Here is a 13,098-nt window from a genome sequence, read left to right on the forward strand (position 1 = left end):
GATGGGACCGATGGAGCCGGCCGGTCCGCCGTTTCCTCCGCATCCATCAAACCGGTGTCGGATGCATGTGACGTTCCCACGGGCATGACGGTCCGTCACGCGGCGACGGCCGACCTTGACGCGCTCGACGCAATCGAATCCGCGTGTTTCCCGGATGCCGAAGCCGCGTCGCGTGAATCGTTGCGCGCACGGCTCGCCTCCTATCCGGAAGGATTCTGGCTGCTGACACGTGACGGTGACGGCGGAATCGTCGCGTTCGTCAACGGATTCGCCACTGACCGCCCCGATTTGACGGACGACATGTACGACGATGCGGCGCAGCATGACCCGCATGGCGCGTGGCAGATGATCTTCGGCGTGGACACTGCGCCCGCCTTCCGGCATCGTGGATTCGCGAGCCTCGTGATGCGCCGTGTGATCGCGGATTCGCGCGCTGCCGGTCGTAAGGGACTCGTGCTCACATGCAAGGACCGGCTCGTCGGCTTCTACGCGCGCTTCGGATTCGTGGACGAAGGCATCTCCGAATCCACGCACGGCGACGTCGTCTGGCATCAGATGCGCCTGACGTTGAAAAAGTGACCCCGGACGGGCTCGAACCGTCGACCTTGAGATTAGAAGTCACATGCTCTATCCAGCTGAGCTACGGGGCCAAACTCAATGAATTCTAATGGTGGAGCGGGTTTGGCGCAACCCCGGCATCGGTGTGCCGCACCCTCCGTGCACCCTAACGCACCCGTCGTGCCCTCCGCGTGCCCTTAGCGATCGAGCGTTTCGCGGATGCGTCGCACGACCGCCTCCACGGTCAGCCCGTAGCGTGCGTTGAGTTCGGCGAGTGGCACGCGGTCGGTGAACTCCTTCGTCGCGCCGAAGTTGAGCACGCGCATGCGCCCGCCGTCCGCGCCTCCGCGGTCCGCGTCATCAACGGCGGCGCCGGGATGGTTCGCATAGTATGCGGTCACCTTCTCGCCCCAGCCGCCTTCCAGCTGTCCGTCCTCCAACGTGACGACGAGACGATGCCCGTCGCGCAGCGCGTCGAGCGCCGCGATATCAAGCGTCGTGCACTGCCGCGGGTCGATGAGGGTCGCGTCGATGGGGGAGTGGCCGCCGTCGCCTTCACCGACGGCATCGGTCGTGTCCGGCGCAGCCAGCGCCTCTATCACCCGTTCGCCCAACGGATGCGTGTTGCCGAGCGCGAGCACCGCCACGTCGGAGCCCGCGTGGTTCATGCGGTACGCGAGCATGTCCGACGCGCCGTCGCCCGTGAGATCTCCGCGAAGCACCTCTTCGGGCGAGGATTCGCGTCCCAGATTACGTTCGCGGTCGAGGATCGCCTGTCCCGGCACGCGGATCACCACCGGGCCGTCGGGCGGATTCGTCGCGCCTGCGGCACCGATCATGCCGACAGTACCGACAGCGCCGCGAGCGCGACGAGTGCCGTCACCGTTCGCGGCATCGGTCGGCATGGTCGCCCAGGCCAGCGCGTCGAGATAATCGCGCGTCGAGGTGGGCGCGAGCATCGTCACGCCCGGGATGTTCGCGAACATCGCGATGTCGTATGCACCCGAATGCGTGTTGTCCGAACCGGACAGGCCGCCGAGGAAGTCGAGCACCGTTACGCGGGAACGGTTGAGGCTCATCTCTTGGAAGAACTGGTCGTAGGCGCGCTGGAAGAACGACGCGGTGGTCGCCACCACCGGAGTGCCGCCGGCGCGTGCGATGCCGCAGGCGAACGTGACCGCATGCGATTCGGTGATGCCGCAATCCACGTAGTGCGCGCCCGCGCGTTCGCGGAAATCATGCGTGATGCCGTTCGATCCGGGCGTCGCCGGTGAGATCACGACGAGTCCCGGCTCGTCGGGGAAGCGGCGTTCCAGTGCCGCCATCGCGAGTTTGCCGTAGTGCTTGCGCGGATCGTCCGGGCGGCCCAGCGCCTTGTCCGGTGTCTGCCAGTGCGATGCTTCGCATTGGCCTTCGTGCGGCGCGGAGTCCGGCAGGTCGCAGTGGTCGGATCGCCACGGCTCGGCGTGCGCGACGTTGCCGGTCGTGGCGATGCCGGTGTCGCTCGACGCGCCGTCAAAACCGCCGGTCGCGGCGACAGCGTCCGGGGAGACCTGATCGTCCGGGGAGACCTGAGCGACCGGACCGCCCGCGAATCCGGCGCCCTTCAACGTATGGATGTGCACGACGACCGGGTGCCCGATATGGCGGACCTCCTCGAACGCCGCGACCAGCGCGTCCACGTCGTTGCCGCGCGCCACATACCGGTAGTCGAGGCCGAACGCGCGGAACAGATTGGGTTCGGCGGTGCCGCCCGATTCGCGCAGACGCGCCAAGGGGCCGTACATGCCACCGAAATCGCCGGCGATCGACATTTCGTTGTCATTGAGCACGATGATGAGGTTGCCGCCCTGCTCGGCCGCGTTGTTCAGTCCCTCGAACGCGATGCCGGAGCTCAGAGAGCCGTCGCCGATCACCGCGACCACGTCGCCGATGCCCGCGTCGTCGGTCCCGTCGGAGGCCGCAAGCGCCATGTCGCGCGTCTTCGCGAGACCGCAGGCGAGCGAGATTGACGTGCCGGTGTGGCCGAGCGTGAACTGATCGTGTTCGCTTTCGTCCGGATTCGTGAACCCGGTCACCTCGTCGAAACGCGCCGGATCGAGGTATGCGCCGGCACGGCCGGTGAGCATCTTGTGCACGTAGCTCTGGTGCGACACGTCGAACACGATGCGGTCGTGAGGGGAATCGAACACGCGGTGCAGTGCGACCGTCGCCTCCACCATGCCGAGGTTCGAGCCGATATGGCCGCCGTGCGCGTGGCCGTAGGCGAGCAGCGTGGACCGGATGTCGCGGCACAGCCCGTGGAGTTCCGCGCGTGAGAGCGCCTTGACGTCGTCGGGCCCCGAAATCCGCTCCAGAATGCCGTTCGTCATACGCGTGTCTCTCCTCCCGACTGACTACCTTCCGCCGACGTAAGCCTAGACGCATCGGCCGCTCCTGTCCGCGTGCCACGCGGCGATACTCCCAACATCTCCGTAAATCGGCGTGTGCGCGTGCGACAATAATGACGGAAAGTGAACCGTCGCGCGGTGGTGCGTGACGGCGCCGCAACGAAAGGAACGCCGATGAAGGCCGTATACGCATCCTGCGTCAACAACGCCGACCCGCTCGCCGCGCTCGCCGTGGGCGAGATGCCCGAGCCGGAGCCGAGACCGTTCTGGTCGACCGTGTCCGTCAAAGCCGCGACCGTCAACCATCACGACGTGTGGAGCCTCAAGGGCGTGGGACTCTCCGACAAGCAGACGCCGATGATCCTCGGTACCGACGCCGCCGGAATCCTCGACGACGACGTGTCGGGCCGCGGCGGGCTCAAAGCGGGAAGCGAGGTCGTGCTCTACACGTTCGTCGGCACCGACGGCGCGGGCGTGGCTCCGGGGGAGCGGCGCACGATCCTGTCCGAGAAGTATCCGGGCACGATGGCCGAACATGTCGCGGTGCCGTCCGCGAACGTGTTCGCCAAGCCCGCGAACCTCGACTTCGCCGAGGCGGCGGCGCTCGGCACCAGCTGGCTCACCGCCTATGCGCTCGTGTTCACGGCGGCGAACGTCAAGCCCGGCGACACGATTCTCGTGCAGGGCGCGGGCGGCGGCGTGTCCACCGCGGCGATCCAGCTCGCGCACGCGGCGGGGCTGGAGGTGTTCGTCACGTCGCGTTCCGAAGCGAAACGCGAACGCGCGCTGGCGCTCGGCGCGGACGCGGCGTTCGAGTCCGGCGCGCGTCTGCCGCGCAAGGTCGACGCAGTCATCGAATCCGTGGGAGCCGCCACGTGGTCCCATTCCGTGAAATCCGTGCGTCCGGGCGGCACGATCGCCATATGCGGCGCGACGACCGGCGACCAGCCGGGCGCGGAGCTCACACGCGTCTTCTTCCAGGACATCCGCGTGCAGGGCAACACGATGGGATCGCGCGAGGACTTCGCACGCCTGCTGCGCTTCGTCGAACACGCCGACCTGCATCCGGCGATCGATTCGACGTTCGCCGGACTCGACGCCGCGCCGGACGCGTTCCGCCGCGCGATCGGCGGCGACGTGTTCGGCAAGGTCGCGCTTACCGTGTGAGCCCGTCGCCGCGCCGGGGTGGCGGGGGAGTACAGTGAAACCACATTCTCAATAACGTGGAGGTAATGATAATGACGGACAGCAAGCCCGAAGTGGCCGTCGTCATGGGATCGTCCAGCGACTGGGAGACCATGAAGCGCGCCTGCGACATCCTCGACCAGTTCGGCGTGGCCTATCACAAGCAGGTGATCTCGGCCCACCGCACCCCGGAGCTCATGGCCGACTTCGCGCACAACGCGCGCGCCAACGGACTCAAGGTCATCATCGCCGGCGCCGGCGGTGCCGCCCACCTGCCCGGCATGATCGCCGCGCAGACCACGCTGCCCGTCATCGGCGTGCCCGTGCGCTCCCACGCCCTGTCCGGCTGGGATTCGCTGCTCTCCATCGTGCAGATGCCCGGCGGCATCCCCGTCGCCACCACCGCCGTCGGCAACTCCGGCGCCACCAACGCCGGCCTGCTCGCCGTGCAGATGCTCTCCGCGTTCGAGCCCGACCTGGCCGACAAGCTCCAGGCCTACCGTGAGTCGCTGAAGGAGAAGGTGGCGGAATCCAATGCCCAGCTTGTTTGAGGAAACCCACGGCGCCACGCAGATGCTGCAGCCGGGCGCGACCATCGGCATCATCGGCGGCGGCCAGCTCGGCCGCATGATGGCCCTGAGCGCCAAGTACATGGGCTTCCGCATCGGCGTGCTCGACCCGACCCCCGACTGCCCGACCGCGCAGGTCGCCGACTTCCAGGTCGTCGGCGAGTACGACGACAAGACCGCCATCCACGATCTGGCGGAGAAGTCCGACGTGCTCACCTACGAGTTCGAGAACGTGGACGCCGATTCGATCGACGAGGTGCGCCACCTGGTCGCCGCCCCGCAGGGCACCGACCTGCTGCGCGTCACCCAGGACCGCATCAACGAGAAGACGTTCATCAACAAGCACGGCATCGAGACCGCCCCGTGGCGCGAGGTCAACGACTTCGACGAGCTCGAGGCCGCCATCGACGACCTGCACTACCCGTGCGTGTTGAAGACCCGTTCCGGCGGCTACGACGGCCACGGCCAGCACGTGCTCAAGAACGACATGGATCTGGAGAAGATCCGCGCGCGCGGCGACCGCGGCGGCGGCTTCCCCCCGTCCATCCTCGAAGGTTTCGTCGACTTCGCGTTCGAGGCGTCCATCCTCGTGTCCGGCAACGGCAAGGACTACGTGACGTTCCCGATCGTGCGCAACGACCACCGCAACAACATCCTCCACATGACGATCGCGCCCGCCGAAGTGAGCCCCGAAATCGCGAAGACCGCGCACGAGATGGCGCTCGCGCTCGCGAAGGGCTTCGAACTGGCCGGCACGCTCGCCATCGAGCTGTTCGTCACCAAGGACGGCCGCGTCATCGTCAACGAGCTCGCGCCGCGCCCGCACAACTCCGGCCACTACACGATCGAGGCGTGCTCGTTCGACCAGTTCGACGCGCACATCCGCGGCATCGCCGGCTGGCCGCTCATCCAGCCGAAGCTGCTCAGCCCCGCCGTCATGGTCAACGTGCTCGGCCAGCACGTGCTGCCCACGCGCGCGCAGATCGCCACGCATCCCGAATGGAACGTGCACGACTACGGCAAGGCGCAGCTGCGCCACAACCGCAAGATGGGGCACATCACCGTGCTCACCGACGATACCGCGCGCACCGTGGACGAGCTCGAGGCGACCGGCTGCTGGGACGATCTCAAGCCCTACGCGCGTCCGTTCGTGCAGCCCGCTGTGTCTGGTGTCTCCGATGCGTCCGGCGCAGCCGGATCCGAGACGGAGGCGTGACCCGCGTCCATGGCTGAACACATCGAACGTCAGACCAAGCAGAAGGACGCGATCCACGCGGCGCTCGCCGGGTGCGACGAGTTCATTTCCGCACAGGACCTGCACCGGCGCATGCAGGATGCCGGCTCGCGCATAGGCCTCGCCACCGTGTACCGGCAGCTGAACGCGCTCGCCGACTCGGGCGCGGCCGACACGATCCGGCTCGACGGCCAGCAGCTGTTCCGCCTGTGCGGCGACGACGGGCACCATCACCATCTGGTGTGCCGTGAATGCGGCAAGACCGTCGAGATCGACCCGCCCAGCGAAGCCTGGCTGCGCAAGGTCGCCGAGGGCCACGGCTTCACCGTCGAGCGTCATACGCTCGAGGTCTTCGGCCTGTGCCCGGAATGTCGGGAGAAGGCGAAGGAGACGGTCTGAACGGTTCCGGCCTGTTCCGAACGGCTTCGGCAGGCAGTGGGTTCCAGGCAGTGGATTCCCGTCGATAAGAGGGGTGCGGTTCTTGTGAACCGCACCCCTCCTGCGTTATCGGCGTGTACTGCGATCCGTCCGCTGCGGCGGAGGAGTCGTGGTGGACGATCGTGTCCCGCGAACGGTGGGAATCAGTTGTCGGCGTGTGCGTATTCGTTGGACAGTCCGGCCGTGACGTCGGTGAGCGTGTTGGATCCCCTGTCGTAGGTGAACGTGCGGGTGCCGCCCTCGTTGTCGGTCAGCGTGTAAGTATATCCATCATCGGAGCTCACCTGATAGACGACCGTCTTTCTGTCGGGACTCAGCGACATCCATTGGATGCTCGTCGCCTGCCCGTCCGCGAAGGTGATGCTCTCGCGGTACCCGCCGGCGCCGGCGGCGAAGAAGAACGCGCCCTGCGGCCCCTCCGCGGCCTTGCGCGCCTTCTCCTCGGCGTCCGCCTGCTGCTTCGCGGCGATGGACGAGTTGACCTTGCCGATTGCGTCGGTCAGCGACTTGGTGGCCTTGGTCATCTCCGCGGCGCTGGGCTTGTCCTTGTTCACGGTCTTGCGCGCGTCATCGATCGCGGTCTGCAGATTCGACCGCGTGGATTCGTCGGCGACCTGACCGGCGGAACTGTCGAGCACGTTCTGTGCTTGGTCGATTGCGTCGTTCAGATCGTCTTGGGCGTTCTTCAGCGTCTTGGCGTCGATGCTGGCGTTCACGTCCTTGATGGACGACTCCAATTGCCGCTGCAGCGCGCGGTTGTCGCCGGCGAGATCGTCGAGACGTCCCTTCGTGGATTCCAGTTCGCTGGTAACCAGTCCAGCGTCGCAGATCGGCGGGGTGGTGTCGGTGGCGGTCTTGCTCGCGATGAGCTTCTTGAGCTTGTCGAGCGAATCCGTCGAGCTCATCGTGCTTTCGTCCGTGGAGGAGAGGGATTTCGCCTGTGCGAGGATCTTCGCCATCGCGTCGTGCGTCTTGTCGTATTCCTTGGCCGCGTTCCGGCAGGCGGTCATCGCAGCGTCGCGCCGATGATTCGACCACAGCAGGTAGCCGCCGATTCCGGCGACGATCAAGGCTGCGGCCGTGACGGCGGCGATGATGGTGAGACGGCGCTTGTCGCCGGTGGATGGACCGGAGGCTGCGGGAGTAGGTGCGGAGCCGGGCTGCTGCGCCATCGGCCGTTGCGTCCGCGACGGTGGTTCCGGTTGTGACTGTGGTTCCGGTTCCGGTTCCGGTGTGAGGGTTTCCTCGGTTGCCACGGCGGCGAGCGGTGCGAGCGGCGACGGTTCGATCGCCGCGGGCAATGCCATCAGTGGAGCCGTTTCGGTCGGTGCTGGCGGTTGCTTTCCGATGGCTGCGGCAGCGGCTGCGGGTGCGGGTGGTTGCGGTACGGGAGCCGGCGCGGGGAATGGTACGGGTGTCGGCACGGATGCCGGAGCGAATGCGGGCGCCGGTACCGGTGGAACGGCCTGTTGCGACGCCGGTGCGGGGGCATCGGTGATGGTCGCGTCGCCGACCGGTCGCGATGGGGTCGGCATGGGCGGATCTCCCGCGTTTTGGGGGAGCGGTGCGGGTACAGGCGGCATGGTCGTCGTGGGCGCTGGCGTGGGAGCCGGTGGCAGGTGTCGCATGACTGTGGTCTTCCTTCTTCATCCGCGGTGTGCGGTCTCGCAAGTGATTCTATGGCGATGTGTCGTCGGCGATTGCTGTGCTGATGCGATATGGGCGGCCGGCGGGATTCAGCTGTGTGCTCCGGTGGAAGGCAGCTGCGCGACACGCCGCAAAAGTGCTAATGATAATAGTTCTCAATATGTGTTATAGTGTGATGCGTCACACGAGACGGCCGGGAAGACGGCCGCGTAGAGAGGAATCACCCATCATGCCCATGTCGACCACCATCACGTCCGCCGTCAGGCGAGGATTGGCCGCCGTCGCCGCGATCGCGACGCTCTGTTCCGTCGCCGCCTGCGGTTCGGGAGCATCCGCCGATGGCGCATCCGCAGGCAAACTCGCCGTCGTCGCCTCGATCAACCAGTGGGGCTCCATCGCCGAGGATCTCGGCGGCGACCACGTCGACGTCACCGCCATCATGTCCAAGACCAACGTGGAGGCGCACGACTACGAGCCGACCGCGCAGGACGTCGCCCGGATCGGTTCCGCGAAGGTCGCGATAGTCAACGGCGCCGGCTATGACCCATGGGCGTCCAAGGCCGTGGAATCCACGGACGCCGCGCTCGTCGACGCGGCCGCCGCCGGCGGCGTCAAGGAAGGCGACAACCCGCACGTGTGGTTCTCTTCCAAGGTGCGTTCCGCCGCCGCCGACGCGATCACCGCCGCCTACAGCCAGGCCGACCCCTCCCACAAGGACGACTACGAGCAGCTCAACAAGGACTGGCACGCCAAGGAGGACACGCTCGAATCCAAGATCGAGAAGATCTCCGCCATGACCGCAGGACTGTCATACGCGGCCACCGAATCCGTCGCCTGGTACCTTGCCGACGACCTCGGCATGATCGACGCCACGCCGAAAGGCTACAAGCAGGCGGCCGCCAACGAAAGCGAACCGACTGCGGCCGACATCAAGGCGTTCCAGGATGCGCTGGAGGACGGTTCCGTCAAGGCGCTCGTCCTCAACACGCAGGAAACGAACTCCACCACCGATCAGATCACGTCCGCCGCGAAGGAAGGTGGCGTGCCGGTCGTCGAACTCCCCGAACAGATGCCGCACGAGTACGGCGACCTGATCGACTGGATGGACGCGCTCGTCGACGATTTCGCCTCCGCTGCGAAGTGAGACACGCGAAACGACGCACGCTTCCCGGGTGTCTTGGGCCGTGTTTCGGCCCGAGGCACCCTTTGCGTTAGGGTGAATGGTTGGAAAACGTAAGGAAACCGTCGTCGCACTGGTCATTCCAAGGTTCGACGGCGAAAATGGGCGGTTGTATGTCACACGGAACCGAGCGTATGGGTGAATCAAGCAGTATGAAGCAGCACGAATCGCACGTCAACACCGAACATGACGCCACACGTGAGGCGGATCTCGGGAACGCGCATGGCATGAAATCCGGCATCACGCGCCTGTGGCGCGAGCCGAAGCCGTTCCCCGGCTGGCTGTATGCCGTGCTGTTCCTCGTCTTCGACATCGCCGTCGTCGCGATTCTCGAAGTCGGCGTCACCCTCGGCGCCTCCTCGCGCGTCACCCTGTCCAGCCCGGAGGTCGGCTGGGACTTCGTCGGCAAGATGTTCAACCTGCGCGAACCCAATTTCGTGTTCCTGCTCAACATCCTGCTCGTCGGCATGATCTACCTTGCGCTGCTCATGATCTTCAACCGGTTCTGGATCGCCACGCCGGTGCTCGTGGCCGTCGCGATCGTCGTCGCCGTCATCGAACATTTCAAGATCTCCATCCGCTACGAGGCCGTGCTGCCCTCCGATCTGAACTTCCTCAAGGCGGACGCCGGCAACCTCATGGGATTCATGCCCGCCGGCGCGCATTGGACGATCCTCGCCGCCATCGCCGTGTTCGCCGTGTTCGTCGCCGTGTTCATCGCGCTCGACCACATCGACGCACGCCGCGGGCGCATGTTCCGCGGCTCCGACCGTCAGACGAAGTCCGTGAACGCGGTCGCGCGTCTGCTGCTCGTCCTGCTGCCCGGACTGTTCTTCGGCCTGTACGCGATGCAGGTGAGCACCGTCGGCAGTTGGGCGAAGAATCTCGCCACCGTGATGGGCGACAAGCCGTCCATGTGGGATTCCGTGTACGACGCGCAACGCAACGGTCCGCTCGTCGCGTTCATGCGCCAGGTCCACCCCAAGGTGATGGACAAGCCGTCGGACTATTCCGAGGAGACCATGAAGCAGGTCGCCGCACGGTACCGGAAGGCCGCGCAGAAGATCAACGCCACGCGCGACAACGATCTCACCGACTCGACCGTCATCTACGTGCTGTCCGAATCCTTCTCCGACACCTCGCGCGTGCCCGGACTCAAGGTCAACAAGGATTCGATGCCCCGCATCCGCCAGATCAAGGAGAACACCACCTCCGGTCTCATGCTGTCCTCCGGCTACGGCGGCGGCACCGCGAACCTCGAATACATGGGGCTGACCGGCCTGTCGATGGCGAACTTCGACTCGTCGCTGACCAGCCCCTACCAGCAGCTCGTCCCCGGCGAGCATTGGACGCCGACCATCAACCAGATGTGGGGTGCGCCGAAGAACTCGATCGGCCTGCACCCGTACGAGTCGTCCATGTACTCGCGCGCCACCAACTACAAGAAGTTCGGGTTCTCGCACTTCTACACGTTGACCGGCCCCGACGTCATCTCCCATCAGGACCGCATCGACGACAGCCCTTACGTCTCCGACGCCGCCACCTACCAAAGCACGCTGGAGGAAGTCGGGAAGACCGATGCCGACCAGTTCCTGCAGGTCATCACCATGCAGAACCACATGCCCTACCACGCGTGGTATAAAGACAACGATTTCACCGCCGAATCCACCACCGGCACGCCGCTCGGCAAAGACGAGCAGGAGTCCATCGAGACCTACCAGAAGGGTCAGGCGATCACTGACGAGGCCACCGCCGACTTCCTCGACAAGCTTGACAAGCTCGACAAGCCGATCACCGTCGTCTTCTACGGCGACCACCTGCCCGGCATCTACTCGTCCGCCAGCGAGGACGACGACAACTCGCTCGCCCTCCACCTGACCGACTACTTCATCTGGTCGAACAAGGCGTCCTCGTCGCAGGGCGAGAAAATCGACAACGCCGACTACTCGTCGCCGAACTTCTTCGTCGCGCAGGCCGCCGAACACATGGATGCCAAGGTGTCGCCGTACCTCGCGTTCCTCACGCTCATGCACCAGCGCGTCTCCGCCATGGAACCGCCGGTCGTCAACAAGATCCAAGGCTGGGACCGTATCCCGGAGGGTCAGGCGATCTACCTCGACAATGCGGGCAAGCCGATGGCCGAAAGCGACTTCGACAAGGAGACGAAGCAGCTGCTGGAGGACTACAAGCTCATCCAGTACGACATCACCGACGGCCACGGCTACCTCAAGGACACCGACTTCATGACGTTGCCGTAAGCGGCGCGCATATGAGGGATCGCGAATGAGGAATCGTGGTGAGTCGTATGAATCATGTGAAGGCGTGCGCCCAATGACTTCCGGCATCGAAGCGACGTTCGCCCGTCTCGAATCCGCCTACGCGTCCGGCCGCACGCGTCCTCTCGCGTGGCGGCGCGCGCAGCTCGACGCGTTACGGCGCATGGTGAACGACCACCGGTCCGATCTCGTCGCGGCGATTCGCGCCGACCTCGGCAAACCGGCGGCCGAGACCATGCTCACGGAATTGAACCTGATCGCCGCCGAAACCCGGTTCGTGCGCGATCATCTGCGCGCATGGACCCGGCGTCGGCCTGTCGCGATGCCATTGGCGCTCCAACCGGCCGCAGGCTGGACCGTGGCCGAGCCGAAAGGCGTGACGCTCATCATCGCGCCATGGAACTATCCGGCGCTGCTGCTGCTCGAGCCCTTGGCCGACGCGCTCGCCGCCGGGAATGCGGTTTGTCTCAAACCCTCCGAACTCGCCCCGCGGACATCCGCGCTGATCGCCCGTCTGGTTCCGCGATACCTCGATCCGGACGCGGTGGCCGTGGTCGAAGGCGGAGCCGCTCAAACCGGCATGCTGCTCGCGCAGCCGTTCGACCACGTGTTCTACACGGGAGGCGAACGCGTCGGACGCATCGTGATGAAGGCCGCGGCAGAGCACCTCACGCCGGTCACGTTGGAACTCGGCGGCAAGTCGCCGGTGTTCGTCGACGGTACCTGCGATCTCGCCGTGGCCGCGCGGCGCATCGCGTGGGGGAGGTTCACGAACGCGGGGCAGACCTGTGTGGCTCCCGACTACGTGCTCGCCACACCGGATGTGGCGCATCGGCTGGCGGAACGCATCGCGGTGGCCGTACACGAGTTCTATGGGGAGGATCCGCGGCGTTCCCCCAATTACGGGCGCATCGTCAACGATCGTCATGTCGATCGACTGTGCGGTCTGCTGCCCGCCGGAACGGTTCCCGCGCCGGCCTCGGCTCGTCCGGTGTCGCCGTTGGTCAAAGCGGCGTCCGTGTTCGGTGCCGCCGCGGACATGGTGGGACGTAGGCTCGGCATGGGCGGTGGCGCCTCGCGTGCGGCCGATCCACGTGCGGCTGATCCGGCCGGGCGGGTGGTGTGTGGCGGCGTGGTCGACCGCGAGACGCGCTACGTGGCACCCACCGTGCTGTTCGGCACGTCGCCGGACGCGCCGGTGATGCGTGAAGAGATCTTCGGCCCGATCCTGCCGATTCTGGTCGTGCGTGACGCGGATGCGGCGATCAGGTTCATCAACGCACGGCCGCGCCCGCTCGCCGCATACGTGTTCTCGCGAGATCGTGCGACCCGTCTCGCCTTCGAGCGGCGCACGTCGTCGGGCGCGCTCGGCTTCGGGCTTCCGCTCGGCCATCTCATGTCCGCACGGCTGCCGTTCGGCGGCGTGGGTGCGTCCGGTATGGGTGCCTACCACGGGAAGACCGGATTCGACACGTTCAGTCACATGAAAACGGTGACGGTGAAGCCGTCGCACCCCGACACGTTGCGTCTGGTCTACCCGCCGTTCGACGCGGTGACACGTCGCGTCATCAGGTTGCTGCGCCGATTGGGCTGATTCTTGATTCCGTGCTCATGAATAACG

General features: G+C 66.0%; 9 protein-coding genes, 1 tRNA gene and 1 pseudogene. 8 read left to right on the plus strand and 3 right to left on the minus strand.

Features of this window, described 5'->3' with window-relative positions:
- The first annotated feature begins 84 nt into the window (after positions 1-84).
- Entirely contained in the window at positions 85-579 is a 495-nt protein-coding gene (locus Uis4E_RS04575) for a GNAT family N-acetyltransferase (protein WP_101622052.1), read from the plus strand.
- Here the strand turns inward: Uis4E_RS04575 and Uis4E_RS04580 are convergent.
- Together Uis4E_RS04580 and Uis4E_RS04585 are read right to left on the minus strand one after the other, a co-directional pair.
- Positions 577-650: transfer RNA gene (locus Uis4E_RS04580), tRNA-Arg, on the minus strand. The two genes, Uis4E_RS04575 and Uis4E_RS04580, sit on opposite strands and share 3 nt — an antisense overlap.
- A gap of 105 nt (positions 651-755) precedes the next feature.
- Positions 756-2,930, minus strand: a complete 2,175-nt coding sequence (locus Uis4E_RS04585; RefSeq protein WP_101622053.1) for a 1-deoxy-D-xylulose-5-phosphate synthase — start codon at positions 2,928-2,930, stop codon at positions 756-758.
- Between the two features lie 192 nt (positions 2,931-3,122).
- On the opposite strand from Uis4E_RS04585, the gene Uis4E_RS04590 reads away from it, so the two are divergent.
- From Uis4E_RS04590 to Uis4E_RS04605, 4 genes and pseudogenes are all read left to right on the plus strand, one after another.
- Positions 3,123-4,115, plus strand: coding sequence for a zinc-binding dehydrogenase (locus Uis4E_RS04590; protein ID WP_101622054.1), 993 nt, complete (start codon positions 3,123-3,125; stop codon positions 4,113-4,115).
- Positions 4,116-4,186: 71 nt separating this feature from the next.
- Complete coding sequence (gene purE / locus Uis4E_RS04595; RefSeq protein WP_034526948.1) at positions 4,187-4,684, plus strand: 5-(carboxyamino)imidazole ribonucleotide mutase; 498 nt, start codon at positions 4,187-4,189, stop codon at positions 4,682-4,684.
- A pseudogene (purK, locus tag Uis4E_RS04600) lies at positions 4,668-5,837 on the plus strand (5-(carboxyamino)imidazole ribonucleotide synthase); the annotation flags it as partial. The gene purE and the pseudogene purK, both read left to right, overlap by 17 nt.
- 90 nt (positions 5,838-5,927) lie before the next feature.
- Positions 5,928-6,335 (plus strand): Fur family transcriptional regulator, encoded by a 408-nt coding sequence (locus tag Uis4E_RS04605; RefSeq protein WP_101622055.1) that lies wholly within the window; start codon positions 5,928-5,930, stop codon positions 6,333-6,335.
- A 182-nt stretch (positions 6,336-6,517) separates the two neighbouring features.
- Here the strand turns inward: Uis4E_RS04605 and Uis4E_RS04610 are convergent, their stop codons facing one another.
- Entirely contained in the window at positions 6,518-7,546 is a 1,029-nt protein-coding gene (locus Uis4E_RS04610; protein WP_101622056.1) for a hypothetical protein, read from the minus strand.
- Between the two features lie 704 nt (positions 7,547-8,250).
- Here Uis4E_RS04610 and Uis4E_RS04615 point away from each other — a divergent pair.
- The 3 genes from Uis4E_RS04615 (at position 8,251) to Uis4E_RS04625 (ending at position 13,071) form a co-directional block, all read left to right on the plus strand.
- On the plus strand, positions 8,251-9,165 hold the full coding sequence (locus tag Uis4E_RS04615) for a metal ABC transporter solute-binding protein, Zn/Mn family (RefSeq protein WP_423734910.1): 915 nt from the start codon (positions 8,251-8,253) through the stop codon (positions 9,163-9,165).
- A gap of 263 nt (positions 9,166-9,428) precedes the next feature.
- Entirely contained in the window at positions 9,429-11,459 is a 2,031-nt protein-coding gene (locus Uis4E_RS04620; protein WP_243394336.1) for a sulfatase-like hydrolase/transferase, read from the plus strand.
- 73 nt (positions 11,460-11,532) lie between these two features.
- On the plus strand, positions 11,533-13,071 hold the full coding sequence (locus Uis4E_RS04625) for an aldehyde dehydrogenase family protein (protein WP_101622058.1): 1,539 nt from the start codon (positions 11,533-11,535) through the stop codon (positions 13,069-13,071).
- The last annotated feature ends 27 nt before the right edge of the window (positions 13,072-13,098 follow it).

The organism is Bifidobacterium parmae, assembly GCF_002860365.1.
GTDB lineage: Bacteria > Actinomycetota > Actinomycetes > Actinomycetales > Bifidobacteriaceae > Bifidobacterium > Bifidobacterium parmae.

Bases quoted from the DNA above. Each gene is read 5' to 3' on its own strand.
- Uis4E_RS04615 (WP_423734910.1), top strand. From the start codon at position 8,251: ATGCCCATGTCGACCACCATCACGTCCGCCGTCAGGCGAGGATTGGCC.
- Uis4E_RS04575 (WP_101622052.1), top strand. From the start codon at position 85: ATGACGGTCCGTCACGCGGCGACGGCCGACCTTGACGCGCTCGACGCA.
- Uis4E_RS04585 (WP_101622053.1), bottom strand. From the start codon at position 2,930: ATGACGAACGGCATTCTGGAGCGGATTTCGGGGCCCGACGACGTCAAG.
- Uis4E_RS04625 (WP_101622058.1), top strand. From the start codon at position 11,533: ATGACTTCCGGCATCGAAGCGACGTTCGCCCGTCTCGAATCCGCCTAC.
- Uis4E_RS04620 (WP_243394336.1), top strand. From the start codon at position 9,429: ATGAAATCCGGCATCACGCGCCTGTGGCGCGAGCCGAAGCCGTTCCCC.
- Uis4E_RS04610 (WP_101622056.1), bottom strand. From the start codon at position 7,546: ATGGCGCAGCAGCCCGGCTCCGCACCTACTCCCGCAGCCTCCGGTCCA.
- Uis4E_RS04590 (WP_101622054.1), top strand. From the start codon at position 3,123: ATGAAGGCCGTATACGCATCCTGCGTCAACAACGCCGACCCGCTCGCC.
- purE (WP_034526948.1), top strand. From the start codon at position 4,187: ATGACGGACAGCAAGCCCGAAGTGGCCGTCGTCATGGGATCGTCCAGC.
- Uis4E_RS04605 (WP_101622055.1), top strand. From the start codon at position 5,928: ATGGCTGAACACATCGAACGTCAGACCAAGCAGAAGGACGCGATCCAC.